The following is a 26,110-nucleotide window of genomic DNA, read 5'->3' on the forward strand; positions in this document are numbered from 1 at the left end:
GTCAGGTGCGCGACATTGCCAATGTGGCCACGGCCGTAGCCAAAGGCGACCTAACCCAGAAGATGACCGTGGATGTGAAGGGTGAAATCCTGGAGCTTAAAGGCATCCTGAATCAGATGGTCGATTCGCTTAATATCTTTAGCGACGAGGTAACACGCGTATCTCGCGAAGTAGGTACCGAAGGCAAGCTAGGTGGTCAGGCGCTAGTACCTCGGGTAGGCGGAACTTGGAAAGAGCTCACCGACAACGTGAACTTTATGGCCTCGAACCTGACCAGTCAGGTGCGCGACATTGCCAATGTGGCCACCGCTGTAGCCAAAGGTGACCTGACCCAGAAGATGACTGTGAATGTGAAAGGCGAGATTCTCGACCTGAAGAACATTCTAAATCAGATGGTCGACTCGCTCAATATCTTCGCTGGCGAAGTAACGCGCGTGGCGCGTGAAGTAGGTACCGAAGGTATTCTGGGCGGGCAAGCTAATGTGCCTAGTGTGAGTGGTACATGGAAAGACCTAACAGACAATGTGAATAACATGGCCTCGAACCTGACCAGTCAGGTGCGGGACATTGCCAATGTAGCTACTGCGGTAGCCCGCGGCGACTTGAGCCAGAAGGTAACCGTGAACGTCCGGGGCGAGCTGTTGCAGCTCAAGGAAAATCTGAACCAGATGGTGGACTCGCTGAATACGTTCGGCGACGAAGTAACCCGTGTAGCCCGCGAAGTAGGTACGGAGGGACGGCTAGGCGGTCAGGCTAATGTGCCCAATGTGCGTGGCACGTGGAAAGACCTCACAGACAACGTAAACACCATGGCAGCCAGCTTGACCAGTCAGGTGCGTGACATTGCCAACGTAACTACAGCCGTAGCGCGGGGCGACCTAAGCCAGAAAGTATCAGTCGATGTAAAGGGCGAACTACTGGACCTGAAGGATAACATCAACGGCATGGTGGACTCACTCAATATCTTTGCCGGCGAAGTAACGCGTGTGTCACTAGAGGTAGGTACAGAAGGACGCCTAGGTGGGCAAGCCAACGTACCAAACGTAAGCGGAATCTGGAAAGCACTGACCGATAACGTAAACACTATGGCCGCCAACCTGACCACTCAGGTGCGTGGCATTGTGAAAATTGTGACGGCCGTTTCGCAGGGCGACCTAACCCAGAAACTACAGCTAGAAGCAAAAGGAGAAGTAGCCGAGTTGGCCGATACTATCAACCGCATGGTGGACGACCTGAACCGCTTGGCTGTAGAAGTTAGCCGCGTGGCGAAAGTTGCGGGGGTAGAAGGAAAACTGACGGAACGTGCTACGGTAGGAGGAGTGAGCGGCTCATGGAAAGAACTGGTTGATACACTCAACGAACTTCTTGAGTCGATAGCCTCACCAGTGCTGGAGGTTAGCCGCGTAGTACGGGCCATTTCCGAAGGCGACCTAACCCAGCGCGTAGACGTAGCCACGGCAGGCGACATCGAGGCCATGTCGAGTGCCCTGAACCTAGCTGTCGATAACCTAAATGATCTGTTAGGCGAAATCAACGATTCATCGCAGGTAGTAGGTGCCTCTTCGGAAGAAATGGTAGGCAAAGGTCAGGAAATGAGCCGTGTAACGGTCGACGTGGCTTTGGCAATGCAGCAAATGGCCGAAGGAGCACAAAACCAAGCACTCAAGACAGACCAAGCCTTCAAGCTCATTGAAGAAATTATGCAGGCCACAAAAGAAACGGCCGGCAAAGCAGATATTGTTAACAAATCGGCTATTCTCGGTGAGCAAACATCGCAGCTAGGTCTGAAGACAGTGGCAGAGGTGGTGAAGAACATGGAAGAAATTTCCAGTGCCGCTGCACAGACTTCTAAAACCATCGAAGTACTGAGCACCCGGTCGCAGGAAATCAGCAAGTCGCTCGGAGTGATTACCGACATTGCTTCCCAAACCAACCTACTGGCGCTGAATGCCGCTATCGAAGCGGCTCGCGCAGGTGAAGCGGGCCGTGGTTTCGCCGTGGTAGCAGAAGAAATCCGGAAGTTAGCCGAGGGCTCACGCAAATCAGCAAATGAAATTGCTACCCTGGTGGAAGATGTTCGCAAAGACACTACTTCAGCCGCTACTGCTATCTCCACTATGGAAGGGCGCGTGCTGAAAGGGAAGAACGCCACATTTGAAGCTAGCTCTGCCTTCAAGAATATTGCGACTAGTAGCGGTGAAACCCTGCGTACATCGCGGGATATTCTCACGGCCACGGAAGTACAGAAAACCAGTATTAGCGACGTCGTGAAGTACGTTGAAGAAGTAGTTGCTATTGCTGAGCAAACAGCTTCTGGTACACAACAGGTAGCTAGCACGGCCAAGCAACTCTCTAGCTCCATGCAAGAACTGACTGTATCGAGCCAAAGCCTCACCGATATTGCGGATGACTTGCAAGAAGGCCTATCAGCCTTCCAACTGGTGGAAGAGGAGCCCGAACCCGAGCCTGAGCCACAGCCGCGTCTCAGCCTGCGTCATTTGATTAGCCGTCGCAATGAGCCTGCTGTTCCAGTTGAACGGCCTACTCGGCGAATGCCCGCTAATAAACCAGTACTTGCTCCTGCTGCAAAGCCGTTGCCGAAAAAGTCAGCCGGAGCTTCCACTAATGGCGCAGCCAACCCGGAAGTTGTGGCTGATAGCAAGCCAGGGCGCAAAACCACGCCGCGACGCAATGCCCCTGTTGAATCCAAACCAACAGAACCACAGGCGAAGGAGCCTACCACGTCGCGTGCTCGGGCTAAGACGAAGAGCAAGTAAGTTTTGGTGTTGTATTACGGGTAGGAAGCAAGGCTAACACAAGAGTTTAGCCGTTGCTTCTTCCTCTAAATTGCTTTGGTAATGCCTGAATCAGAAGGAGCAAGCGGTAAAAAGGTAAGCAAACAAGAGCCTATTATTCAACTGATCGTCTTCCGCTTAGGCGAAGAGGAATACGGCATTCGAATTGAGCAGGTAAAGGAAGTTACCATCACGCCAGAAGTTGCGCGCATGCCGAAAACTCCGGGGTTCGTGAAGGGTATAGCCAATCTGCGCGGTGATATAATTGCCATCATTGACTTGGAAGAACGCTTCAATCTGCGTCCGAGTGATGAACCACTGCCCAGCGTGAGCTACACGTTAGCCATTGAGGCGAAAGACTATACCATCGGGATTGTGGTACGGGAAGTGCCGCAACCTTTGTCAATACCCATCTCAATAATTGAGAAGGCGCCAGAGTTCATTCAAGACATCAACATTCAAGACAAGTATATTGAAGGGATAGCCAAGGTAGAAGGTCGTATCATTGTGGTGCTGGACATGCTCAAACTGCTGACGCCTTCGGAAATTATGCAGCTGCAGCCTAAATAGGAATCTTCACTTGCCTTGGTGCGTACAAAGCCCTAGTTCAGCTTCTCGTTCCCACAACTCTGCTTTCTAAGCCAATTTTATGAAAAACCGCATTCTCATCGTGGATGATTCCTTTTACATGCGCACGATGCTTAAGAACATGCTTACCGATGCCGGCTACGAAGTAGTAGGTGAAGCTGCCAATGGCCAACAAGCTCTCGAACTGGCTCTACAAACTACTCCTGACCTAATTACGCTCGACGTTATCCTACCCGACAACACAGGCCTAGATGTACTCAAAGGTATTCGGCAAGAGCAGCCCGATGTAAAAGTAGTTATGTGCAGCGCGGTTGGACAAGAAGTAATTGTAAACGAGGCGCTTGAAAGCGGTGCTACGGCTTATATCGTGAAGCCTTTCTCCGAAGAAAAAGTACTTGAAATTGTGGGGGGCGCCCTCCAAGGCACCGATTCAACGGAAGCCTAGGTTCGTCCCGGGTCTCGTTCACAGCAGGAGAATACTTGCAATCTAGAGCGAGCCAATCTTGAGTTTTTACCTCGTGCAAACGCTAACTCCTTTTACTATACTACTTGGCACTTTGCCTATTCAGGTTCGGCTAGCGCTGACCCGATTGGTGCAGAAGCAGCCTGATTTACAAGTAGTGCATGCTGGCCCCGATTCGGACGGGCTAGCCATGCAAGCGCGTCGCCTCCACCCAGACTTGGTAATCGTGGCCGACAGTTGTCTGTCTGTTCTAGAGACCTTGGCGCGGCAATACCCAGTACCCGTGTTGCTTTACTCCAGCACACCATTGTTACAGGGGATCTTGCCGCAAACAGCTCGATGGGGAGTATACAACGCAATTAGTCCGTTACCAGGAGAAAGCTCAGCAATAGAGGGATGGCAGGAAGAGGTACTTTACAAGATTCGGGTGTTGCACCCACCACTATTATCCAAGAGTGAGCGCACGCCTACACCAGCTACTTACGCCAAAGCTTTAGCACTGCCACGTGGTCTCGTTGTAATTGGAGCCTCAACTGGTGGAGTAAGGGCTGTGGAGGAGCTAGTTAAGGAATTGGAACCAAGTATTGGATGGGCAGTTGTTGTGGCAGTGCACTTACCAGCTCACTTTACCCGTGCGCTTGTTACTCGGCTGCAGCGAGCAACGCTGCTGCCTGTAGAAGCCGCAGACACGGTAAGTACGTTGGAAGCGGGAAAAATCACGGTTGTGCCGGGCGGGTGCAATATGGTTGTGCAGTCTGCTCATACGGGCCCTTGGCGAATATGGCAGCTCGTTATTACAGATGACCCTAGCCCTAGCTTCGATGAGCCTTCCATTGATCTGCTCATGCGCTCGGCAGCCCAAGTGGCTGGCGCGCAGGTGATAGGAACAGTATTAACTGGGATGGGGCACGATGGCACTCTAGGGGCCCAGGCTATCCGGCAGCGGGGTGGGGCGGTAATAGTGCAGGATAAAGCTTCCTCGGAAATATTTAGTATGCCCAACTCCGTGATACAAGCTGGCTGGGCTAACAAAGTGCTTTCGTTGGGCAACCTAGCTTGTTATATTAACGAAGCCACAACCAAGGCATACGCCAGCCAGCGTCTACGCGCAGGCGCTCAGACCGTGTACCGATGAAATCACGGGAGCAAGAGTACCGAGAGATTTTCATGGCTGAGGCGCTCGAATATTACGACGCCATGAGTCGCCACATCAGCGAGCTGGAAAAGGCGCCAACTGATGAGCCCGCACTCAACGAGCTATTTCGACTGATGCACAATCTGAAGTCGAATGCTCGGGCGATGGGTTACAACCAAATTGGGGAGGTGGCGCACCACATGGAAACCATCTTCGGGCTGATCCGCAGCAAGGAAAGAATTTTTACTGGTTCCCTAGTTCCCGTCCTTTTCACTGGGGTAGATACCCTTGGAAACATGATCCGAGCCGTCGGGGATGAACAGGAAACCGAGACGGTTGATGGGGTTGAAGAGCTTCTCAACAACCTAGATCGGTTGGTGAAAGGAGAGGAGCCAGTACTGCCGGATGCGGCGGCCGTTGATGATGATGCCAATCGCAAGCTTGAGCTCTCCGATTTGGTTTATATCCAGATCAAAAAGCTAGATCACCTGCTGAATTTGGTGGGAGAGTTGATTATTGATCGGGACCGAATTCTCACGCTCAGCCAGGAGATTGGCAGCCCGGCCCTGCAAGCAACAGCAGCCCACTTATTCCGCATCTCCGACGAGTTGCAGTACAGCGTGATGGACGCGCGCTTGGTAAATGTAGGTTCGCTATTCAACAAGTTTCCGCGCGTAGTACGTGATGTAGCCACGGCTGAGCAGAAAGAAGTAGAGCTGACGCTGGTAGGACAGGATATTCAAATCGACCGCAATATTCTGCAAATCATCACGGATTCGCTTTTGCACTTGGTGCGCAATGCTATTGGGCATGGTATTGAGCAACCAACTGAGCGTCTGAAAGCGGGGAAACCAGCCGTAGGACAGCTCACCATGTCGGCCCAAACAGAGCGCGACGATGTGCTGATCCACGTGGCTGACGATGGACGAGGCATTAACATTGCCAGCGTCCGACGTAAGGCAGTAGAACGTGGCCTGGTCAGCAAGGAAGTAGCCGCTAGCCTCGATGATGCAGCTGTACGGGCCTACTTATTTGAACCTGGCTTTTCGATGGCGCAGCAGGTAACCGAAATTTCGGGACGAGGCGTAGGCTTAGATGTGGTGAAGCTAGCCATCGACTCGCTTGGTGGGCAGCTGCGCGTTGATTCTACTTTGGGGCAGGGTACCACATTTACATTGGTATTGCCCACTTCCATTGCTGTAAAAGGGGCCTTGCTTTTTGAGTTAGATGAGCGTAGCTACGCTATTCCCCTCATGCACACCGATTCGGTAGTGTCGTTGTGGCCAGAGCAGTTGCACATCGTGGGTGGAACGTTACTTGCTGATCTTCAGGAGGAGCGGGTACCTGTGGTAAGCCTGAGACGGCTCTTGCACAATGGCGACGGACCACTAGTACCCGTCCAGCGCGCTGATGTGGTCGGGCGTCAGGACATCATCGTTGTGAACTACAACAATCGCAAGCTAGGCCTTATTGTAGACCGCTTTTTGCGCCAGCAAGCTATTGTCATTAAGCCGATGAGTAAGCCGCTGGATACAATTGATTTATTCGGAGGAGTTACATTGCTAGGAAGCGGCCAAGTATGTTTGGTGCTCGATGTTCCTGCACTTACTCGTCTTTTTCTAGCCAAGCGCCCATAAAAAACGTATTGCAGAATTCAACTTGCTGCCGAGTTGCAGCAACTTGCCAACTGATTGATTGCTATGGATTTGCACATGACGGAACTAGAGCGGGATATTATCCGCGAAATTCTCAACATCGGCTTGGCCCGAGCGGCTGACTCGTTTGCGATAATTGCGCAGGAAAAAGTGTTGCTTGAAGTTCCCAACCTGGATATTATGCCTGTTCGCAATATTTTGGACAAGGTGCATGACTACCAGAACGGGCACGCCGTAATTCAGTCCGACATCAAGGGCGATTTCAATGGGACGACGTTGATGTTCTTTTCCGGACAGCATGTACAGCGGCTCTCCCGCGTTTGCTTACGCATGAGCGTGCCGGAGTCGATTGAGATCAACGAAATGCAGGAGTCACTGCTGCTAGAAATCAGTAACATCATTACCGGTGCGCTGGTAACGCAGCTGGCTAATATTCTGAAAGCGCGGATCTATGGGGCGCCACCTTTAGCTCCGAAAGGAGAGCTAGCGGAAGCTTTAGGCAACTTGATGCTGCACAAACCCATGGTGCAACCGCTGATCTTTTCAGTTATCACGCAGTTTTCGGATAAAGAAAACTCGGTTGAGTTGCCACTGATGCTGTTTTTTGACCGTCCAACTTTCGAAAAGATATTGGAGATCATTCGTACATACGATTTTCTGGGGGGCGCTCAGTCGTCTTAGAAGAGCGCTCCAGTTGTTTGCTTTTCTATGCTGTCATGCCGGGCCGAAGCTTACGTTTGCACTGCGCAAGCGCCTAGCTAGGCTTGCTATGGCAGTTTTTCTTTTTCCATCTACGCCTTTTATCTAGTTTTTCTATGTCTGCATCTACCTCTAGCTTAGATCAGAAACTCGCCAGCTTCGACCCTAACGCCCTCGGCGACGCAGCAGGCGGTGTGTACGGCCTGCCTTTTACCGTAGAAGAAGCACAAGTAGTAATAGTACCAGTGCCGTGGGAAGTCACGGTTTCGTACCGCGCCGGCACTGCACAAGGCCCTGAAGCCGTCCGAGAGGCTTCGTTGCAAGTCGACCTCTACGATGCTGATATTCCTGATGCTTGGCGACTCGGCCTAGCGATGGAAGAGGTTGATGAGCACTGGGCGCACGAAAGTCACCAGCTACGCGCCTCCGCTGCTGACTATATTAGCTGGCTTGAAGATGGTAAGCCTGCTACCAATGCCGCTCACTTTACAGATGTACCGGGCCGAGTAACGGCAAGTGGTAAAACGCTGCTGGAATGGCTTAAGCAAAAGGCTGGAGCTTACCTCGATGCCGGGAAAGGCGTGGTAGTGCTAGGTGGTGATCATAGCACGCCCTTGGGCTACCTACACGCGTTGGCCGAACGGCATGAGGAATTTGGAATACTACAGTTTGACGCGCACTGTGATTTGCGACCCGCTTACGAAGGCTTCGAATACTCGCACGCGTCTATCATGTATAATGCCCTGCAATTGCCGCAGCTCAAAAAACTGGTGCAAGTAGGTATCCGTGACTATTGCCAGCAAGAGGCTGAACTAGTGGAGCGCAGCAATGGCCGCGTTATTATGTTCACCGATCGGTTTATGCGGGAGGAGATGTACGGCGGTAAATCGTGGCGCAAAGAGTGTAAAAAGATCATTGCTCAGCTTCCGCAGAAAGTATACATCAGCTTCGACATCGACGGCCTAGATCCCAAGCTTTGCCCCGGTACTGGCACGCCCGTACCCGGTGGCCTAGAGTTTGAGCAAGCCTTATACTTGATCCGGATGGTGGTGCGCTCGGGCCGTCAGATCATCGGCTGTGACCTGAACGAAGTAGCACCCGGCGATACAGATTGGAACGGCATTGTGGGGGCCCGCCTGCTTTATCACCTCTGCAACTGGATGGCCGTGTCACAAGGGCGTTTGAAAGCTCGAGAGCAAGAGAAGTAGTCTGAACCAACATAAACCCTGATTTTGCGTATCGTTGTCCAGCTCTTTTGAGCTAATTCTCTCTCCCCAACTAATCGCACCATTGTCATGGGTTTCATCATCAAGTTTCTCTTAACGGCCGTCATCACCTACGTTCTAGGTAATTTTCTGCCGGGCGCCCACCTCGCTGGCTTTAGCGATGCCATTTTACTTGTACTCGTTTTAGCCGTACTAAATGCCGTCGTAAAGCCAATCTTGAAGATTCTAGGCTTCCCCATTACAGTATTAACCCTAGGGCTCTTCCTGCTGGTGATTAATGCTGTTATCGTGTTGATTGCGGACGCTATCCTTCCTGGCTTTAAGCTGGATGGCTTCTTGGCTGCCATTCTGTTCAGCATCGTACTGTCGCTCACCACATCGGTGGTAGATATGGTTACGACTTAGGTGCTCATGTAGCAAAACACAAATAATAAAAGCCCCGTCTTGCGCAAGACGGGGCTTTTTAGTCATGCCATCATCCGTTGGCTACACGCGACGAATCTGCGCACCTAGGGCAGTCAAGCGCTTATCAATGTACTGGTAGCCGCGGTCAATCTGCTCCACGTTTTCTATCAGACTACGCCCCGTGGCCGAAAGGGCTGCAATCAGCAGTGCCACGCCCGCCCGAATATCTGGTGATGTCATCGTGATACCGTGTAAGCGCGTGCGCTGGTCGAGCCCGATAACCGTGGCGCGGTGTGGGTCGCAGAGGATAATCTGAGCTCCCATATCGATCAACTTGTCTACAAAAAACAGACGCGACTCAAACATCTTTTGGTGAATCAGCACTGTGCCTTTCGCCTGCGTAGCCACGACCAGAATTACACTGAGCAAGTCGGGAGTGAGTCCAGGCCACGTATGGTCCGATACGGTTAAGATACTGCCATCAAGGTAAGTGGCAATTTCGTAATGGTCCTGGGCCGGAATATAGATGTCGTCGCCGCGAAATTCTACCTGGATACCTAGCTTCCGGAAAGTATCTGGAATCAGGCCTAGCTCTTGAATCTGGCAATCCTTGATCGTGATTTCCGAACCTGTCATGGCAGCGAGGCCAATGAAGGAACCGATTTCAATCATGTCGGGCAGCATGCGATGCTCAGTACCACCGAGCTTTTCGACACCTTCAATGGTCAGCAGATTTGAGCCAATGCCGTTGATTTTGGCTCCCATGCGCACCAGCATTTTGCAAAGCTGCTGCAAGTAAGGCTCGCAAGCGGCGTTGTAGATGGTTGTAGTACCTTCCGCCAATACGGCAGCCATCACAATGTTAGCTGTGCCGGTTACCGAAGCTTCATCAAGCAACATATAAGTGCCCTTCAGACCGTTTGGCGCTGAAATACGATAAAAATCGTTGCCTTCGAGCGTGAGCTGGCCACCCATTTTTTCTAAGCCTACGAAGTGCGTATCCAGCGGTCGACGCCCGATCTTGTCACCACCTGGTTTCGGCAGTTGGCATTTGCCGAAGCGTGACAGCATCGGACCTAGGATCATAACCGAACCACGCAGAGCTCGGCCTTGCGCTACAAACTGTTCTGAGTCAAGATAGCTCAGGTGCACATCATCTGCTTGAAAGCGATACGTATCGGAGGATAGCTTACCCACTTTCACGCCCATGTCACGCAACAATTCAATTAGCTTATTGACGTCGCGGATATCGGGAATATTGGAAATAGTGACAGGCTCCGACGTGAGCAGAACCGCACACAAAATTTGAAGCGCTTCGTTTTTAGCGCCTTGGGGTATAATTTCTCCTTTCAGCGGTTGACCGCCGATTACTTCAAAACAGGCCATGAAAAAGAAGTTAGGAGCTAGGAGCTAGAAGCCGGAAGCTAGAATACAAGCATGTGCAGATTCTAACTTTCGGCTCCTAGCCCCTAGCTCCTGTAAAAGAATATTACTGAGGAGGTTGTTGGGGCTCTTGGCGCTTCTTGCCACCACGGCGCTGCTTATCGCGACGGTTGTTCGTGTTGCCGCGACGAACCTCACGGTCGCCCCGCTCAGCACGGTCGCCTCGTTCAGCACGGTCGTTGCGTGGCTGCGGTACGATGAAGGGCGCCGGACGGCCTGTAGTAGCAAATTCAAACAGGTTCTGCGCATCTACTTGCGCCGGGTCTAACTCCAGCTTGCCGCCAGATAGCTCCTTCAGATGCTTCAGAATCGTGATATCCTTGGCGTTCTCCTTGTTATGCGAGCGGTACAAGAACTTCATAGTGCGCCCAATAGCAATAGTTGCCTGCTCACGCTCAGCTGGATCTTCTAAGGTTAGCGCTTTTTCGATCAGCAACTCGACACCCCGGCCGTAGGCCTTCAATTTAGGGGAGTCTTTTGGGTATGCAACTCTTTCCGGCTCTTGCTCTAGGTCGAGACTCTTGAGCGGGAAGGGGCTATCCACATCCAGCTCTTCGTCGGCCATCATAAACAGATGGTGCCATACTTTCTGCTGGGAGTCCGGCTGGTCGCGCAAGTTAGGATTGAGGCGGAAGATGAGCTGCACAATCTGCTGAGCACGACGAGTGCGCTCGATTCTGTCCTCAATTGTGCGCAGCGTTTGCACCAGTTCATAGGTGCTCTGGCCGTATTCGCGCAGCAACAGCTCGTTTTTATAAGGGGAGGGAAGGTATGTCATCTAAAAGTAGGAGAAACCTAGCTTGTGCTTCAAAGAAAGCGACGCACGATTTTAGGCGTGTAAATATAGGTAGAAGCTGATGGATAAAAGTTCTCCACGAAGCTAGGTTGAGCGGGCACCTATAATACCCGCAACTTGGCGAAACTCAGCAACAGCGTCTTTTCGCCGACTTCTTCAAACTGAATAATGGCCTTGGTAGAACCTGCCTGCGTTTCGAGCTTTGCTACGGTTCCGAAGCCAAACTTTGGGTGCTCTACGCGCTGGCCCGTCGTAAGGTTGGAAGTGTCACTAGGTTGAAAGTCAGCGGGTGGCGTGTAGCCTTTTGCCACCGTTTTGCGCGGAGCAGGCGGCAGGAGGTTGCTCCGGCGCTCCAGCACATGCCCAAACGGCGACTCACCTGGCCCCGAACCCGGACTCGCCGAGAACTTGAAGTCCACGTACTGTGGATCAATCTCATCCAGGAAGCGGCTTTTCTCGCAGCTGCGCAGGTTGCCCCACTGGTAGCGCGACGTAGCGTAGCTGAGCGTTAGCTTCTTCTCGGCCCGCGTGATGGCCACGTAAAACAAGCGGCGCTCCTCTTCTAAGTCAGCCCGCGAGGTAATCATCATTTGGGAAGGAAAGAGGTTTTCCTCCATACCCACAATGTATACGTTGCGGAACTCTAGCCCTTTCGCCGAGTGAATCGTCATTAGGGTTACCATCTCGCCGTCTTGTTGGGCGTCTTTGGTATCGGCGTCGGTAACCAGGGCAATGTCTTGCAGGAAGGAAGCCAACGACTTGTCTTCCCGCTCCGGATCGTCCACGTATTCTTTGATACCGTTGAGCAATTCCTGGATGTTCTCGTAGCGCGACAAGCCTTCGATGCTCTTATCAGCGTATAATTCCTCAATCATGCCGGAGTTCTTGGCAATGAACTTGGCCGCCTCAAATGCATCTTCCTTGCCTGCTACCACCGTGTAGCTTTTGATCTGCTCGGCAAAGCCAACCACCGGATTAGCAACCCGCGTGGGCAAAAACTTATCCGCGTTGCTAACCACTTCCCAAATCGTGTGGTTTGCTTCCTCAGCCGCGTTGATCAGTTTGCTTACCGTAGTGTCGCCAATGCCACGCTTAGGGTAATTGATAACCCGTCGCAATGCTTGCTCATCGTTGGGGTTTACGGTCATGCGCAAGTAGGCCACTAAGTCCTTGATTTCTTTGCGCTGATAGAACGACAGGCCACCGACAATTTTGTACTTGATGTTAAGCTTGCGTAGCGCCTCTTCCATTGCCCGGCTTTGGGCATTGGTGCGGTAGAGGATAGCAAAATCGTCGTAGGACAAGTGATGGTTCATCTTGTCTTCGTAGATCGAATTGGCAATCAGCTTGCCTTCCTCGTTGTCGGAGGCAGCCTTGATTACCTCGATGAGCGTGCCTTCCTCGTTCTCCGAGAAAACATCCTTGCGTAGCTGCGCTTTGTTGTTCTTAATGACCGAGTTGGCGGCCCGAACAATGTTCTTCGTGGAGCGGTAGTTTTGCTCTAGCTTGAAGACTTGCAGCTCCGGGTAATCTTTCTCAAAATTGAGAATATTGCTGATATCGGCGCCCCGGAAGGCGTAAATGCTTTGGGCATCGTCGCCTACTACGCAAATGTTGCGGTCTTTGGCAGCTAGCTTACGCGTGATTAGGTACTGCGAATAGTTCGTGTCCTGATACTCGTCGACCATCACATATTTAAAAATGTTCTGGTACTTGTTCAGCACATCCACGTGATCCTTAAACAGGACGTTGGTCTGGTACAGCAGGTCGTCGAAGTCCATGGCGCCGGCTTTGAAGCAGCGCTGGGCGTATTGCTGGTAGATAACACCAATTTTTGGCCGCAGCGCCGCCTCATCATCCTGCCGGATCACCGGGTCGTTGAGGTATTGCTGCACCGAAATTAGTTTGTTCTTAGCGGCCGAGATACGACCTAGCACCATGCCTGGTTTGTAGAGCTTGTCATCTAGCTCTAGTTCTTTCACAATCTGCGTTACCAGCGTTTTGCTGTCCTGCGTGTCGTAAATGGTGAAAGAGCGCGGGTATCCAATCTTATCGGCTTCTGAGCGCAGAATGCGAGCAAACACGGAGTGAAAGGTGCCCATCCACACATTTTTCGCATCAGGGCCGACAACCTTCTCGATCCGCACCCGCATTTCCTTGGCGGCCTTGTTCGTAAAGGTGAGGGCCAGGATATTGAACGGGTCGACGCCTTTCTCTAGCAAGTGCGCGATACGGTAGGTAAGTACGCGCGTCTTGCCCGAGCCGGCGCCCGCGATAATCATGCACGGGCCTTCGGTGTTCATCACCGCACCCGCCTGGGAGGGATTTAGTAGGGAGAGATAATCTAGTGCCATTCTTCAAATACAACCAACACTGCTGCTAAAGCAAAGGTAAGGCTTTGATTGGGGAAAGCCGAGTAGCTGCAACTCAGGGAGCTGCTGTTTGGAAAACGGTACTAATGCCGCTTTGGTGCCCTTTGCTTGCGCAAGTCTGAGCCAAATACAAGTGCTGTCACACCCAATAGGTGATTGAGGAAGCTGAGCACGTGTTTATTTGTCAAGCGTAAAGGTACACAACAGGAGCGCGACCTAGCGAAAGAGTAACAAAGCAAAGTTATTGGGGCAGCGTCCTTCTGCTTTGTTAGGTAAGCCTCCGGCATTCGGTAACACCGCTCAACAATTTGCCCAGTTACTCCCTTGCTCCGTTCCTCTTGTCTATCTTTGTAGTCCGCTTGCCTGTAATACCATGATTATTATTCAAAATACCGTCATTTCTGACGACGTTCGCGACAACTTTTTTGTCTGCAACCTAGAAGCGTGCAAAGGAGCTTGCTGCGTAGAGGGCGACCTAGGTGCGCCTTTAGAGGAACATGAGCTAGCTATCCTGGAAGCTGAGTACGATAAGATCAAGCCGTTTCTCACCGAGGCTGGTCAGCAAGCAATTGAAGAGCAAGGGCTCTACATTAAAGATTGGGAGGATGACTACAGCACCACGACTATCAACGACCGGGAGTGTGCCTATGCTCTCTACGATGAGCGGGGGATTCTAAAGTGCGGCATCGAGCAAGCGTACCTAGCTGGTGCCACGAGCTTCAAAAAGCCCATCAGCTGTCACCTGTACCCCATCCGTATCACTAAATACGAAGACTTCGAAGCCTTGAATTACGACCGGTGGAACATCTGTAATCCGGCCTGTTCTTTCGGAGCTACCCTAGGTGTGCGAATTTATCAATTTCTGAAAGAGCCACTTATCCGTAAATATGGAGAAGAGTGGTACGGAGAGTTAGTGCAGGAAATAGAAAATCCGCAGGATTAGGAAGCGAAACCTAAACCTCTTAACTACAAAGCCCAGCTACTGCTAGCTGGGCTTTGTAGTTAAGAGGTTTAGGTTTCTTTACAACACAGAGAAATCAAACGAATCTAGGAACGCTGTGGTGAAATTGCCGGCGCGGAAATCTACGTTATCCATCAAAGCTAGGTGGAAGGGAATTGTTGTTTTCACACCTTCTACAACAAACTCGCTTAGTGCACGCTTCATCTTCACAATGCACTCCTCACGGGTTTGGGCTACCGTGATAAGCTTGGCAATCATAGAATCGTAGTTCGGCGGAATGGTGTAGCCCGCGTATACGTGCGTATCAACGCGTACGCCATGGCCACCGGGTATGTGCAACACCGTGATTTTTCCGGGTGAGGGGCGGAAGCCATTAGCGGGATCCTCCGCGTTGATGCGGCACTCCATGGCATGCATTTGAGGCAAATAGTCTTTGCCACTGATCGGTACGCCGGCGGCTACTTTGATTTGCTCTTTGATGAGGTCATAGTTCACAACTTCTTCCGTAATTGGGTGCTCCACCTGAATACGGGTGTTCATTTCCATGAAGTAGAAGTCGCGGTTTTTGTCGACCAAGAACTCAATGGTGCCTACGCCTTCGTAGCTGATGGCTTTGGCGCCAGCTACTGCTGCTTTGCCCATCTTCTCGCGAAGCTTGTCGGTCATGAAAGGAGAGGGGGTTTCCTCCACAAGCTTCTGGTGACGGCGCTGAATAGAGCAGTCGCGTTCCGAAAGGTGAGCGGCCCGGCCGTACTGATCGCCTACAAGTTGGATCTCGATGTGGTGAGGCTCCTCTACATACTTCTCCAGGTAGATACCGTCGTTGCCAAAAGCAGCTTGTGCTTCGGTACGGGCGCTATTCCAAGCTTTTTCAAACTCGTCGTCGTTGCGCACAATGCGCATGCCCCGGCCGCCACCTCCAGCCGTTGCTTTCAAAATGACGGGGTACTTTACTTTGTGTGCTACCTTCAGGCCTTCGGCAATCGAATCTAATAGGCCATCGGAGCCGGGAATAGTTGGCACACCAGCCTTCTTCATGGTTGCCTTGGCCGAAGCCTTATCACCCATGGAGTTGATCATCTCGGGCGTAGCACCGATAAACTTGATGCCATTCTCCTGGCAAACGCGCGAAAACTCCGCGTTTTCACTCAAGAAGCCATAGCCGGGGTGAATAGCATCGGCGTTGGTGATTTCGGCGGCGGCGATTAAGCTAGGGATGTTCAGGTAGGATTGCGCCGAGGCTGGGGGACCAATACACACGGCTTCGTCGGCAAAACGCACGTGTAGACTTTCCTTGTCAGCGGTCGAATACACAGCCACCGTTTTGATGCCCATTTCCTTGCAGGTGCGAATGATGCGCAACGCAATTTCACCCCGGTTGGCAACTAATATTTTCTTGAACATGGGTCTTTGATCTAGATGTGAGAACGGAGAGCTTAGAACGGAAACAAAAGGTAGTGTACCACCTAGGTCTCCGTTCTAAGCTCTCCGTTCTAAGCTCTGAAAATTACATTGGCTCAATCAGGAACAGCGGCTGGTCGTACTCGACCGGAGTGGCGTTTTCAACCATCACCTTCACTACCCGTCCCGAAGTTTCAGCTTCAATTTCGTTGAACAGCTTCATGGCTTCGATGATACATATCACTTGGCCTTGCTCTACTAAATCGCCTACGTTTACTAGAGCGGGGCTGTCGGGGGTGGCCGCGCGGTAGAACGTACCGATCATAGGCGATTTCAGTGGCACGTAGTTGCTGCTTGGGGCAGCTGCTGGTGCGGCAGCCGGTGTAGCGGCTGGGACTGGGCTAGCCGCTGGGGTTGCGGCAACAGGAGCGGCCTGCGCGGGTGCTGCAGGAGCCGGCGTCGAGCTGATCACCGGCTTATAGCTAGGCTCACGCTGCACCGAGATCTTAAACTCCTCGGTTTCGATGTTGACTTTGTTCAGACCCGACTTGGCGATGAAGTCGATCAACTCTTGGAGTTCTTTTGCTTTCATAGCAGGCTGCTTCTGCGGGGAATTACTTGACTCGTTCGACATAAGAATAGTCGCGCGTATCGACGCGGATTTTTGTGTCTTGCTCGATGAATAAGGGCACTTGAATACGCGCTCCGGTTTCTACTGTTGCGGGCTTAAGGGTGTTCGTTGCCGTATCACCGCGCAGACCAGGCTCCGTGTACGTCACCATGAGTTCTACGAAAGGCGGCAGTTCAGCGGTGAGAGGCTGTTCCGTTTCGGCGTGGAACAAGATGGTAACTTCCTGGCCGTCCTTCAACAAATCGTGAAATGGCACCATCGACTCAGGCAGCGTTACTTGCTCGAAGTCCGCATTGTTCATGAAGTTATAGCCGTATTCATCCTTATACAAGAACTGGTGAGGCCGCTGCTCCACCCGCGCCGTCGTTACTTTTACGCCCGCGTTGAAGGTGTTGTCAATGACTTTACCCGTCTTGATGTTGCGCAGCTTGGTACGTACAAACGCAGGACCTTTTCCTGGCTTCACGTGCTGAAATTCGGTGATGATGTACAAGTCGCCGTTGTACTCGAGGCAGAGGCCGTTTTTGAAATCTGCGGTGGTTGCCATCTGTATAGTATTGAATTTTAGGTGTTGAGTTTTGAATCAGAGCCTGAAAGCTGAATAGGTAGGAATCAGAACTCCATCAATTCACCATTCACCAGTCAAAATCAAAAAAGAAGTGCCGTCCCGTAAGATGGCGGGGCGGCACAACGGGAGTGCAAGTATAGAGGTTTTCCGCGTTCAGCCCATTAGTTAAGCGAACTGCGGGTCAGGTTTCGGGTCGTAAGCCCATTTTAGGTACAACGCACCCCACGTAAACCCGCCGCCAAAGGCCGCAATGATGAGGTTGTCGCCTTTATGCAATTTGGTTTCGTAATCAGCGAGGCACAGCGGAATGGTGCCGTTGGTGGTGTTGCCATAACGATGAATGTTAAGCATTACCTTTTCTTCACCTACGCCCATGCGGTGAGCCGTCGCGTCGATAATACGCTTGTTTGCTTGGTGCGGTACTAGCCACGCCACGTCATCAGCCGTCAGATGATTGCGTTCCATGACCTGAGCCGCTACATCTGCCATGTTTTTTACGGCAAATTTGAACACTGTAGCACCTTCTTGGTGCACATAATGCTCACGCTTAGCAACCGTCTCAGCCGATGGCGGACGGCGGCTGCCCCCGGCCTTTTGGTGCAAATAAGGCTCGCCATGACCATCAGAGCACAGTACTTGGTCTTGCAGACCTAAGCCTTCCGTGCTTGGCTCCAGCAATACGGCGCCGGCACCATCTCCGAAGATAATGCAAGTGGCTCGATCAGTGTAATCAATGATGCTCGACATCTTGTCGGCACCGATGACAATTACTTTCTTGTAAGCACCCGTTTGAATAAACTGAGCACCTGTAGTAAGCGCGAAGATGAAGCCGGAACACGCAGCTTGCATATCGAAGCTGAAGGCATTGTTGATGCCTACGGCAGCCGAAATGATGTTAGCGGTGGCCGGAAACACTAAGTCAGGCGTAGTTGTCGCGCAAATGACCAAGTCTATTTCTTCGGGGCGTGTACCAGTCTTCGCCAGCAACTGTTGTACCGCTTTAATCCCCATCACAGAAGTGCCCTGATCCTCACCCTTTAGGATGTGTCGTTCCTCAATACCGGTTCGACTAACAATCCACTCGTCAGTAGTATCTACTAAGGTTTCGAGCTCTTTATTAGTGAGGATGTAATCGGGCACGTAGGCGCCCACCCCAGTAATGGCGGCGGTAATTTTCATTGGGGGCGCAAAAGCAGCTTGTCGGTAGAAAGATTGCTACCAGACTCAGGACTTGAAAGTAGATTTAATCTGATCCGCAATACCGGATTTAGCCATCTGATAGCCTTGCAACAACATGTTGCAAATAGCCTCTGGTGTGCTTACGCCGTGTCCAATAATGGCATTATCATTAATACCTAGGATAGGACTACCTCCGATAGCTTCGTAATTGAATTTGTCGAAAAACGGATCATGCATCTGCTTTTCAGCTAGAATGTCGTAGATCGACTCTGCCATTTTCAGGATCACATTGCCCGTATAGCCGTCGCAAACAATAACGTCGGCCTTGGCATTAAACAAGTCACGCCCCTCAAGGTTGCCAAAAAAGTGAATGTGAGGGTTCACTTTTAACAACTGATGAGCAGCTTGTGCAATGGCAGTTCCCTTGCCTTCTTCCTCACCTAGGTTCATGAGGCCCACTGTTGGCTTCTCAATACCTAATACGTATTGCGCATACAGCGAACCAAGTTCTCCGAACTGTTCTAGCATTTCGGGTTTGCATTCGGCGTTGGCGCCTACATCGAGGAGGATGCCATAACCGCCCGCAAGTTTCGGAACAAAGTTCGCAATGGCTGGGCGCAGTACACCGGGTACAGGCTTTACGCTGAACATGGCGCCTACAAGCATGGCGCCCGTATTACCAGCCGAGCAGAAAGCTTCCACTTCACCGGCGTGCAACATGCGGTAACCAACGGCAATGCTGGAATCCTGTTTTTGCTGGTAGGCTTTGGCCGGATGCTCACCCATTTCAATTACCTGACTGGCAGAAACGAGGAGCAGGCTTTCAGCCGCCGCCCCATACTTTTCGAGTAGGGGGCGCACGGCTGATTCTTGGCCAATAAGCACAATCTGAGCTGAATCAGCTAGCTTCTCAGCTGCCAACACAGCGCCATCGACAGCAGCCTGGGGGGCGAAATCGCCACCCATTGCGTCCAGGGCAATCTTCATGTACGAGGAATCAAGGGGTACGTAGTCGGGAAGGCAAGCCGATTAAGATCGGCAAAAGGGAGGTTACTCCTCGTCGGTAGAGGGAGCAGCCGCGGCAACAGGAGCGAAGTTTTTAACTGCTACTTTGCCGTTATGGTATAGGTCGCCGTCCACTACGTAAGCCTTATGACGCAGGTGCAATTCACCCGTATTGGGGCAAATAGTAACTGCTTTCGGAGTTAGTTTGTCGTGGGTGCGACGCTTGTCGCGGCGGGTCGAGGACTGGCGGCGCTTAGGATGAGCCATGAGTGAAAATTATAGAAGGTTGAGTTTGAAATTTTAAAGTCAGATTATGCTGCGCCTAGTTCAGGTTTCGGAGCGCATCCCACCGAGGGTCGGTAGATTCCTCGTCGTCATCATCACTAGCTTTGGTGGTGAAGATGAGCTTGGCATCCGCCTCGGGGTTCTCATCGGGCTCGTTCTGGAAGCGTGGGTGCAGCTTTTTCATCGGAATAGCTAGCCCGATGTAGTCAAAAAGATGCTGAGCAATGGGCAAGACCTGCGTGTCAGGCGTGATTTGGAGCACGTCATCATCAAGTTCTATCTCCCGATCACCGAAGCGTACCAGAAGTTGGTGTTGCACGTCGATGGGCTGGTCGAACTCATCTAAGCTCCGGTCGCAAATCAAGCGGATGGTGCCTGTGATGTGAAAGTCCAACGTTAGCAAAAGCTCCGTTTTGGTGAGGTCCACATCGGCGTGAAGGTGCCCATCCTGAATCAGGCTCTGATCAAATTGCGCAAAGAAATCCGGACCTAGCTCAAACGCAAAGTGGTGCGTTTTGATAGCTAGCTTGGCAATCGCCAAATCATATTGTGGATCCTTTTTCACGGTGGGAATTTGTAATAGGGGGCAAAAGTAGAAAGATTTCCCCGTTTTATGAAAACGTAAGGTAGAATACCGGCAACCTAGGCCTTTTTAAGAATAAACTCGGGACTAATCCCCAATCGTTCATAAAGCTTTTTTGCGAGGTCAAGCGTGATGCGGCGCTTGCCGTTGAGGATCTGGGAGAGCCGACCGGCTGGCACCTCTAGCAGTTGAGCTAAGTCTTTCTGTTTAAGGCGGAGTTGCTGCCGTTTCAACTCTATCATATCGACTAAGGTGGTCGGCAAAGTCGGGAGAAGCGTTAAATGTAACCGTTCCTCATACGTTTCTATCGCCGTCGTAAGCTGGGTTATGGTTGCTGAATTTTCTTTATCGGCCGCGGCTGTGCTATTTGTCAGCAGATCGAGCTGACGAAGCGCTTCTTTGTATTGCTGCGGAGTATTGATGCTCATAGCGAGAAGAAAACAGAGCAGATAGAATGCTTAAGAAGTGCAAAGGGCTGCAAAGGTGTAAAAGAATGTTTTCTAAAGAAAATAAATTTCGTTTTTGAAAAGAAAATTACGCCTAAGAGTTAATTAAATGCTGCGTGAAAACGAACATGCCCAGCTACCTAGGAAAGGCGCTGGGCAGTTTGGCTAAAGCTAGGGTGGTTAACGTTTGTCGGCGAGTTGGCTGGCTCGCTTGCGTACTAAGTCGCAGGCTAAGTATAAAGCTTCACGGAACGACGTGGGGTCGGCCGCAAACTTGCCAGCCAACCCGTAGGCAGTACCATGGTCGGGGGAAGTACGAACGATAGGCAAACCAGCCGTAAAGTTGACGCCCCGCTCAAACGCAATAGTTTTGAAAGGAATCAAGCCTTGGTCGTGGTACAAAGACAATGTAGCATCGAAGCCGCGGAACTGGCCGGTGCCAAAATACCCATCAGCCGGAAAAGGACCGTACACGAGGTGCCCGTTCGCCAAAAACTCTTGAATAACGGGAGTTACAATGTCGTTTTCCTCCGTCCCGAGCAAGCCATTCTCCCCGGCGTGCGGATTGAGGCCTAGGACTGCAACGCGGGGCTTATCAAAACCAAAGTCCTGCTTCAATGAGCTAAGCAAGATGCGCAGTTTCGTGGTGAGTAGCTCTTTGGTAATCTTACCAGGGACATCTTTTAGCGCTACGTGGCCCGTGACCGTCGCTACCCGCAACTCTTCGCTTGCCAATAGCATCAGGCTTTCGGGCGCACCGAAGAAGCTGGTCAGAAACTCCGTGTGGCCGGGGTAGCGAAAGTCATCGGCTTGGGTATTTTCCTTACTGATGGGGGCAGTAATAAGCCCATCAAGCAACCCTTCTTTCAGGTCGCGGCAAGCAGCCAGAAGCGACAGCCGCGCCGCACGACCCGAAGCCTCAGTAGGTTGCCCAGGCGTTAGCACAAAGTCTTCCTCCCAGCACGTGACGGCGTTGAGCTTACCTGGGTCGATGTCGGCGGCCGAGCGCACTTGGCGGAACGTGAGCGGGGTAGCCTGCTTTTCAACGGGAAAATCGTCGAAAAGCACAGTGGCTGTGCCGTACACCACGGGCGTGCAGTATTTAAGCAGTCGGTTATCGAGGAAGGTTTTATAGATAATCTCCGGCCCGATGCCGGCGAGGTCGCCGACCGAAATACCTAGGCGGGGCAGGTTGGTCATGAAAATGTGAGTGAAGTCAAAGAGATGATAGTGTGCAATAGCACTGACACACTGTTAGCTAGCTTTACGCTTGGCTTTTTAAAAAGTCATACAGTAGCCGTACGGTTGTCCCAGTGCCTCCTTTCCCGCGGTAGCTATCGGGGGCGGTAAGGAACGCCGGGCCGGCAATGTCGAGGTGTACCCACGGATAGTCGTCGATAAAGCGCTCCAAAAACTTACCGGCGGAGATGGCGCCCGCATCGACTTTACCTAGGTTGGCAATGTCGGCAATGTCAGATTTGATGTGTTCGGCGTACTCATCCCAGAGCGGAAACTCCACAACACGTTCATGCACGCGGTGGCCAGCTTGTTTGAGTTGGTGCAGGCGTTCTTCGCCTGCGGTGCCCATGGCTACAATGCCTTCTTTCCCGATCGCGCGAGCGGCGGCGCCGGTGAGCGTGGCAATGTCAACCACCATTTCCGGGTTGTATTTGCGGGCAAAAGCTAGCGCGTCGGCGAGGAGCAGGCGTCCCTCGGCGTCGGTGTTGAGCACTTCTACGGTGAGGCCGTTGTACATCGTCAGCACGTCGCCGGGCACGAAGGCGTTCCCGCCGGGACGGTTGTCGGTAGCGGGCACTAGGCCAATAACGTGCACGGGTATCTGGTTTTTGGCCAGGGCGTAGAGCACACCCGTGACGGCTGCACCGCCCGCCATGTCGCACTTCATCAGGTCCATAGAGCCCGGTGTAGGCTTCAGACTCAAGCCACCCGTGTCGAATACGACGCCCTTGCCGACCAGCACATATGGCTTGGTGTTGCGTGCGTTTTCAGGCTTCCACTCCATGATAGTGAAGGTGGGCGGCTCGGGGCTACCTAGGTTCACGGCCAGCAATCCGCCCATGCGCAGCGCCTCGATGTGCATCATGTCGAGGATTTCGGTGCGGTAACCGGCTTCGTCGCCGGCGGCGGCCATGCGTTCAGCGAACTGCGTTGCATTGAGCTTGTTGAGCGGCTCATTCACTAAGTCGCGGGCTAAGCAAACACCCAGAAGCAGGCCTTCTAACTCTTGCACTTGCTCCGCCGAAACGGTAGAGCCGGTCAAAACAACACGCGTGAGGCTAGCGGGGGCTAGGCTCTTCTCATCGGTTCGGTAGCCTTCAAACTGGTAGGCTGTCAAGTAAATACCTTCGGCCAGAGGCAGCGCACCAGTGCCCTCGGCCGTGAGGTCTCGGATGTATAGCTCTTGTAATTTGGCGGCTTTTACCAAGCCGTGTAGGTGATGTCCACTTTTGCGCAACTCTTCCACGGCTAGGTGCGGCGTGGGCTTCGTTGCAGCTACCACAAAGTAATGCTGGTGCGAAAAGTGGTTTACTGTGATGAGTTTCGCATCTGCTACCAGTTGCTCGTGCACATACTGACGGGCAGCTTCGGGCAAATCCGTTAAGTCGGCGGGCAACTCCTTGGTGCCAGCAGGCAGGACAAAGACAGTGCTAGCGCCTTGGGGCAAATCAGCAGCGTAGGAGAGATGAAGAGGCATGGACAGGAGGGCTAAAAAAGCGACACAGAGGGAAGGCAAACGACCACAAGTCAAAATCGGCCGCGCCAAACGTATCTTTGGGCCGCAAGGTAGCCGTCTTTTAAGAGATATAAACGAGTAGTGCGTACGGAGTACGGAGCAGCGCGACGCAGTTCTGAGTAGGTCAGGGCTGCCTGACCACAAAATTCCGCTTCCTAAGTACTTCCTGTTCATGTCGTGAGACTCACTACTCGCTACCCCTACGCACCACTTAAATGACTATGGATCACGTTAGCCCTAAAAAACACCTAGGTCAGCACTTTTTAGCTGAACCTACTATTGCTCAGCGGATTGTGGAGGCGTTGCGCCTGCCCGACGGGGTAACGGAAGTGCTAGAAATCGGTCCGGGCATGGGTGTGCTCACGGGCAACTTACTTCAACACGCCGAGTATCAAACTACTGTCATTGAAATTGACCGCGAGTCGGTAGCATATCTGGAGCAGCACTTTCCTTCCCTGCACGGGCGTATCATCTCCGCCGACTTTTTGCGGCAAGACCTAGGTCAACTGTTTCCAGATAAGCCGCTGAGCATCATCGGCAACTTTCCGTACAACATCAGCACCCAAATATTCTTTCAGGTGCTCAATCACCGCCAGCAAGTGCGCGAGGTGGTGGGCATGTTGCAAAAAGAGGTAGCTGACCGTATGGCGGAGCCGCCCGGTTCGAAAGTTTATGGCATCACAAGCGTGCTGCTGCAAGCATATTATACAATTGAAATGTTGTTCACGGTGCCGCCGCACGTGTTCATCCCGCCGCCTAAGGTGCAATCGGCTGTGATTCGGCTGACGCGCAACGACACCGAAAAGCTTGACTGCGACGAGAAATTGTTTTTCCAAGTGGTAAAGCAGGCCTTCCAGACCCGTCGTAAAACGCTGCGCAATGCCTTGAAGCCGTTTGGCCTACCCGCAGAAGCAACCGCTGACCCGATTTTCGATAAGCGCGCCGAGCAGCTAGGGGTGCCAGAATTTGTCGGGCTTACGCAGCTGGTCAGTAAACACCGGCAAGAGCAGTAACTGCTACCAGATACTGCTTCCATAGATTGATAATTGAGAACTGTTAATTGGTGACTGAACCCATGTCTCTCTGCCTTTGCATTGATGAAATGCATCCTTCGCTGCCACCCATGTTGCAGGAAATTGGCGTGCAGCTTCATTTTCGCCCCGATTTGAAAGCGGCTGAAGTACCCGCTGCTTTGGCGGATCACCCCTACGATGGACTAATGGTGCGGAGCAAGCTGCGTATTACCGCTGATTTGCTCGCGCACGGGCCCCACCTGCGCTACGTGGCTAGGGCCGGTGCGGGCGTCGATAACATTGACGAAGAGGCCTTGGCCGCGGCCGGCGTGACCTTACTCAACGCTCCCGAAGGCAACCGCGACGCTGTGGGTGAGTTTGCTATTGGATTGTTGCTGAGTTTGTTTCGTAACGTAGTGCGGGCCGATAAGGAAGTCCGGCAAGGCGTATGGCGTCGCGAGGCAAACCGGGGTGAAGAGCTAGGGGGCAAAGTGGTAGGCCTCATTGGCTATGGCCATATGGGCCGATCCTTCGCCCGTCGGCTCTCCGCGTTCGGCTGCACGGTGCTGGCGTATGACATCGACCCGACCGTTGCCGCTGATCAGTATGCTACCTTGGTGTCCTTGGCGGAGCTACAAGCCCGCGCCGATGTGGTAAGTCTGCATTTTCCTTACTCCGCGGCCAATCATCACTATATAAACAAGGAGGTGCTAGGGGCTTTTCGTAACGCCATCTGGCTGCTGAATACGGCCCGCGGCGAAGTGCTCGACCACGCCGGACTGGTTGAGGCGCTGCAAAGCGGGCAGGTGCGTGGCGCCGCGCTCGACGTACTCGAAAACGAAAAACTAGCCACCCTCACGCCTACGCAGCAAGCTAGGTTCGACTTCTTGAAAAACGCCGATAACGTCATTTTATCCCCGCATATTGGCGGCTGGACGCATCAATCGTATCATCGCATTAATGAGGTGCTTACCCGCAAAATAGCCGCTTTTCTGGCGCAAGACCCCGGTAACGGATAGTCGAAAGTTTACGCGGATTACGTATATTTGTCTCAAACCTGTTCGGAGAACGGTTGGCTTGGCCGACCGTTCTCCTTGTTTTTTAGCTTACCACCCTCCAACATGGCTACTATTAATTATTACACTCCCGAAGGACTGCAAAAACTGAAAGATGAGTTGCAGGACCTCAAGATTCGGGGTCGGGCCGATGTAGCCCGGCAGTTGGCCGATGCCCGCGATAAAGGCGACCTGAGTGAGAATGCCGAATACGATGCTGCCAAAGATGCCCAAGGGCATTTGGAGCTGAAAATTGCCAAGCTAGAAGAAGTCCTTGGCAATGCCCGCGTTATTGACGATACAAACATGGATACCAGCAAAGCTTTGATTATGAGCAAAGTGAAGCTGAAAAACCTAAAGAATAACGCTGTACTCGATTACACCCTGGTGGCCGAGGAAGAAGCGAACCTCGCTACCGGCAAGATCTCGGTGAAGTCGCCCATTGGCAAAGGCTTACTGGGCAAGTCGGTAGGCGATGTGGCCGAAATCACCGTGCCCGCTGGCAAGCTCCAGTTCGAAATCTTGGAAATCAGCCGCTAAAGAGTGGCTGCGTAGCCAAGTGACCGAACGGATAGCAACGGAGCCGCTGGGTAACTAAGCAATTGTGGAAGGGCGAAGCCAGCGGCTTCGCCCTTTTTCTTTTTGCCGCGT

The 26,110-nt window shown here is 52.3% G+C and carries 25 protein-coding genes; 12 read left to right on the top strand and 13 right to left on the bottom strand.

Annotation, left to right across the window (positions count from 1 at the left end; all coding sequences use genetic code 11):
• The 8 genes from BXP70_RS06340 to BXP70_RS06375 all read left to right on the top strand — a co-directional run.
• The coding region (locus BXP70_RS06340; protein ID WP_086593207.1) for a methyl-accepting chemotaxis protein at positions 1-2,777 on the top strand (2,777 nt) is incomplete at its 5' end.
• 81 nt (positions 2,778-2,858) lie between these two features.
• Positions 2,859-3,365 carry a chemotaxis protein CheW gene (locus tag BXP70_RS06345; protein WP_086593208.1) on the top strand — a complete coding sequence of 169 codons (507 nt, stop codon included), beginning with the start codon at positions 2,859-2,861 and terminating at the stop codon, positions 3,363-3,365.
• 79 nt (positions 3,366-3,444) lie between these two features.
• Positions 3,445-3,828: a response regulator gene (locus tag BXP70_RS06350; protein WP_086593209.1), complete on the top strand. Its 384-nt coding sequence runs from the start codon at positions 3,445-3,447 to the stop codon at positions 3,826-3,828.
• A gap of 112 nt (positions 3,829-3,940) precedes the next feature.
• Positions 3,941-4,981 carry a chemotaxis protein CheB gene (locus tag BXP70_RS06355; RefSeq protein WP_143436389.1) on the top strand — a complete coding sequence of 347 codons (1,041 nt, stop codon included), beginning with the start codon at positions 3,941-3,943 and terminating at the stop codon, positions 4,979-4,981.
• A complete protein-coding gene (locus tag BXP70_RS06360; RefSeq protein WP_086593211.1) occupies positions 4,978-6,618 on the top strand; it encodes a chemotaxis protein CheA in 1,641 nt (546 codons plus the stop codon). The genes BXP70_RS06355 and BXP70_RS06360 overlap by 4 nt, the downstream gene beginning before the upstream one ends.
• A 63-nt stretch (positions 6,619-6,681) precedes the next feature.
• Positions 6,682-7,317 carry a chemotaxis protein CheC gene (locus tag BXP70_RS06365; protein WP_245849536.1) on the top strand — a complete coding sequence of 212 codons (636 nt, stop codon included), beginning with the start codon at positions 6,682-6,684 and terminating at the stop codon, positions 7,315-7,317.
• Between the two features lie 134 nt (positions 7,318-7,451).
• Positions 7,452-8,543 (top strand): agmatinase, encoded by a 1,092-nt coding sequence (gene speB / locus BXP70_RS06370; protein ID WP_086593212.1) that lies wholly within the window; start codon positions 7,452-7,454, stop codon positions 8,541-8,543.
• 87 nt (positions 8,544-8,630) lie between these two features.
• Positions 8,631-8,966, top strand: coding sequence for a phage holin family protein (locus BXP70_RS06375; protein ID WP_086593213.1), 336 nt, complete (start codon positions 8,631-8,633; stop codon positions 8,964-8,966).
• Between the two features lie 81 nt (positions 8,967-9,047).
• Here BXP70_RS06375 and murA read toward each other — a convergent pair whose 3' ends face one another.
• The 3 genes from murA to BXP70_RS06390 form a co-directional block, all read right to left on the bottom strand.
• Positions 9,048-10,352 (bottom strand): UDP-N-acetylglucosamine 1-carboxyvinyltransferase, encoded by a 1,305-nt coding sequence (gene murA, locus BXP70_RS06380; protein ID WP_086593214.1) that lies wholly within the window; start codon positions 10,350-10,352, stop codon positions 9,048-9,050.
• A gap of 103 nt (positions 10,353-10,455) precedes the next feature.
• On the bottom strand, positions 10,456-11,187 hold the full coding sequence (locus tag BXP70_RS06385; RefSeq protein ID WP_086593215.1) for a DUF4290 domain-containing protein: 732 nt from the start codon (positions 11,185-11,187) through the stop codon (positions 10,456-10,458).
• Positions 11,188-11,306: 119 nt separating this feature from the next.
• The gene (locus tag BXP70_RS06390) at positions 11,307-13,559 is read right to left on the bottom strand and encodes an ATP-dependent helicase (RefSeq protein ID WP_086593216.1); all 2,253 of its coding nucleotides are present in this window, start codon (positions 13,557-13,559) and stop codon (positions 11,307-11,309) included.
• 391 nt (positions 13,560-13,950) lie between these two features.
• Between BXP70_RS06390 and BXP70_RS06395 the strand changes: the two genes are divergently transcribed.
• A complete protein-coding gene (locus tag BXP70_RS06395; RefSeq protein ID WP_086593217.1) occupies positions 13,951-14,520 on the top strand; it encodes a DUF3109 family protein in 570 nt (189 codons plus the stop codon).
• Between the two features lie 78 nt (positions 14,521-14,598).
• Here BXP70_RS06395 and accC read toward each other — a convergent pair whose 3' ends face one another.
• The 10 genes from accC to BXP70_RS06445 all read right to left on the bottom strand — a co-directional run bounded on the left by accC (position 14,599) and on the right by BXP70_RS06445 (position 23,352).
• Positions 14,599-15,942 carry an acetyl-CoA carboxylase biotin carboxylase subunit gene (accC, locus tag BXP70_RS06400; RefSeq protein WP_086593218.1) on the bottom strand — a complete coding sequence of 448 codons (1,344 nt, stop codon included), beginning with the start codon at positions 15,940-15,942 and terminating at the stop codon, positions 14,599-14,601.
• 103 nt (positions 15,943-16,045) lie between these two features.
• Complete coding sequence (gene accB, locus BXP70_RS06405) at positions 16,046-16,531, bottom strand: acetyl-CoA carboxylase biotin carboxyl carrier protein (RefSeq protein WP_086593219.1); 486 nt, start codon at positions 16,529-16,531, stop codon at positions 16,046-16,048.
• A gap of 22 nt (positions 16,532-16,553) precedes the next feature.
• Positions 16,554-17,117, bottom strand: a complete 564-nt coding sequence (gene efp / locus BXP70_RS06410) for an elongation factor P (protein WP_086593220.1) — start codon at positions 17,115-17,117, stop codon at positions 16,554-16,556.
• A gap of 186 nt (positions 17,118-17,303) precedes the next feature.
• Positions 17,304-18,317 (bottom strand): beta-ketoacyl-ACP synthase III, encoded by a 1,014-nt coding sequence (locus tag BXP70_RS06415; protein WP_086593221.1) that lies wholly within the window; start codon positions 18,315-18,317, stop codon positions 17,304-17,306.
• Positions 18,318-18,362: 45 nt separating this feature from the next.
• Positions 18,363-19,304 carry a phosphate acyltransferase PlsX gene (gene plsX / locus BXP70_RS06420; protein WP_086593222.1) on the bottom strand — a complete coding sequence of 314 codons (942 nt, stop codon included), beginning with the start codon at positions 19,302-19,304 and terminating at the stop codon, positions 18,363-18,365.
• A 63-nt stretch (positions 19,305-19,367) separates the two neighbouring features.
• Entirely contained in the window at positions 19,368-19,589 is a 222-nt protein-coding gene (gene rpmF / locus BXP70_RS06425; protein ID WP_086593223.1) for a 50S ribosomal protein L32, read from the bottom strand.
• Between the two features lie 55 nt (positions 19,590-19,644).
• Positions 19,645-20,172 carry a YceD family protein gene (locus tag BXP70_RS06430; protein ID WP_086593224.1) on the bottom strand — a complete coding sequence of 176 codons (528 nt, stop codon included), beginning with the start codon at positions 20,170-20,172 and terminating at the stop codon, positions 19,645-19,647.
• A gap of 77 nt (positions 20,173-20,249) precedes the next feature.
• On the bottom strand, positions 20,250-20,618 hold the full coding sequence (locus BXP70_RS06435) for a helix-turn-helix domain-containing protein (RefSeq protein WP_086593225.1): 369 nt from the start codon (positions 20,616-20,618) through the stop codon (positions 20,250-20,252).
• A gap of 198 nt (positions 20,619-20,816) precedes the next feature.
• On the bottom strand, positions 20,817-21,836 hold the full coding sequence (gene pdxA, locus BXP70_RS06440; RefSeq protein WP_086593226.1) for a 4-hydroxythreonine-4-phosphate dehydrogenase PdxA: 1,020 nt from the start codon (positions 21,834-21,836) through the stop codon (positions 20,817-20,819).
• A 64-nt stretch (positions 21,837-21,900) separates the two neighbouring features.
• Positions 21,901-23,352, bottom strand: a complete 1,452-nt coding sequence (locus BXP70_RS06445; protein WP_086593227.1) for a leucyl aminopeptidase family protein — start codon at positions 23,350-23,352, stop codon at positions 21,901-21,903.
• Between the two features lie 260 nt (positions 23,353-23,612).
• Here BXP70_RS06445 and rsmA point away from each other — a divergent pair, with 260 nt between their 5' ends.
• From rsmA to greA, 3 genes are all read left to right on the top strand, one after another.
• Entirely contained in the window at positions 23,613-24,404 is a 792-nt protein-coding gene (gene rsmA, locus BXP70_RS06450; RefSeq protein ID WP_086593228.1) for a 16S rRNA (adenine(1518)-N(6)/adenine(1519)-N(6))-dimethyltransferase RsmA, read from the top strand.
• Between the two features lie 62 nt (positions 24,405-24,466).
• Positions 24,467-25,423, top strand: coding sequence for an NAD(P)-dependent oxidoreductase (locus BXP70_RS06455; protein ID WP_086593229.1), 957 nt, complete (start codon positions 24,467-24,469; stop codon positions 25,421-25,423).
• A 102-nt stretch (positions 25,424-25,525) separates the two neighbouring features.
• Positions 25,526-25,999, top strand: coding sequence for a transcription elongation factor GreA (greA, locus tag BXP70_RS06460; RefSeq protein ID WP_086593230.1), 474 nt, complete (start codon positions 25,526-25,528; stop codon positions 25,997-25,999).
• Positions 26,000-26,110: the final 111 nt, after the last annotated feature.

The organism is Hymenobacter crusticola (assembly GCF_002154225.1).
GTDB classification, from domain to species: domain Bacteria; phylum Bacteroidota; class Bacteroidia; order Cytophagales; family Hymenobacteraceae; genus Hymenobacter; species Hymenobacter crusticola.

Coding starts and splice junctions, on each gene's coding strand:
- BXP70_RS06345 (WP_086593208.1), top strand. CDS start 2,859: ATGCCTGAATCAGAAGGAGCAAGCGGTAAAAAGGTAAGCAAACAAGAG.
- BXP70_RS06350 (WP_086593209.1), top strand. CDS start 3,445: ATGAAAAACCGCATTCTCATCGTGGATGATTCCTTTTACATGCGCACG.
- BXP70_RS06360 (WP_086593211.1), top strand. CDS start 4,978: ATGAAATCACGGGAGCAAGAGTACCGAGAGATTTTCATGGCTGAGGCG.
- BXP70_RS06365 (WP_245849536.1), top strand. CDS start 6,682: ATGGATTTGCACATGACGGAACTAGAGCGGGATATTATCCGCGAAATT.
- speB (WP_086593212.1), top strand. CDS start 7,452: ATGTCTGCATCTACCTCTAGCTTAGATCAGAAACTCGCCAGCTTCGAC.
- BXP70_RS06375 (WP_086593213.1), top strand. CDS start 8,631: ATGGGTTTCATCATCAAGTTTCTCTTAACGGCCGTCATCACCTACGTT.
- murA (WP_086593214.1), bottom strand. CDS start 10,352: ATGGCCTGTTTTGAAGTAATCGGCGGTCAACCGCTGAAAGGAGAAATT.
- BXP70_RS06385 (WP_086593215.1), bottom strand. CDS start 11,187: ATGACATACCTTCCCTCCCCTTATAAAAACGAGCTGTTGCTGCGCGAA.
- BXP70_RS06390 (WP_086593216.1), bottom strand. CDS start 13,559: ATGGCACTAGATTATCTCTCCCTACTAAATCCCTCCCAGGCGGGTGCG.
- BXP70_RS06395 (WP_086593217.1), top strand. CDS start 13,951: ATGATTATTATTCAAAATACCGTCATTTCTGACGACGTTCGCGACAAC.
- accC (WP_086593218.1), bottom strand. CDS start 15,942: ATGTTCAAGAAAATATTAGTTGCCAACCGGGGTGAAATTGCGTTGCGC.
- accB (WP_086593219.1), bottom strand. CDS start 16,531: ATGAAAGCAAAAGAACTCCAAGAGTTGATCGACTTCATCGCCAAGTCG.
- efp (WP_086593220.1), bottom strand. CDS start 17,117: ATGGCAACCACCGCAGATTTCAAAAACGGCCTCTGCCTCGAGTACAAC.
- BXP70_RS06415 (WP_086593221.1), bottom strand. CDS start 18,317: ATGAAAATTACCGCCGCCATTACTGGGGTGGGCGCCTACGTGCCCGAT.
- plsX (WP_086593222.1), bottom strand. CDS start 19,304: ATGAAGATTGCCCTGGACGCAATGGGTGGCGATTTCGCCCCCCAGGCT.
- rpmF (WP_086593223.1), bottom strand. CDS start 19,589: ATGGCTCATCCTAAGCGCCGCCAGTCCTCGACCCGCCGCGACAAGCGT.
- BXP70_RS06435 (WP_086593225.1), bottom strand. CDS start 20,618: ATGAGCATCAATACTCCGCAGCAATACAAAGAAGCGCTTCGTCAGCTC.
- pdxA (WP_086593226.1), bottom strand. CDS start 21,836: ATGACCAACCTGCCCCGCCTAGGTATTTCGGTCGGCGACCTCGCCGGC.
- BXP70_RS06445 (WP_086593227.1), bottom strand. CDS start 23,352: ATGCCTCTTCATCTCTCCTACGCTGCTGATTTGCCCCAAGGCGCTAGC.
- rsmA (WP_086593228.1), top strand. CDS start 23,613: ATGGATCACGTTAGCCCTAAAAAACACCTAGGTCAGCACTTTTTAGCT.
- BXP70_RS06455 (WP_086593229.1), top strand. CDS start 24,467: ATGTCTCTCTGCCTTTGCATTGATGAAATGCATCCTTCGCTGCCACCC.
- greA (WP_086593230.1), top strand. CDS start 25,526: ATGGCTACTATTAATTATTACACTCCCGAAGGACTGCAAAAACTGAAA.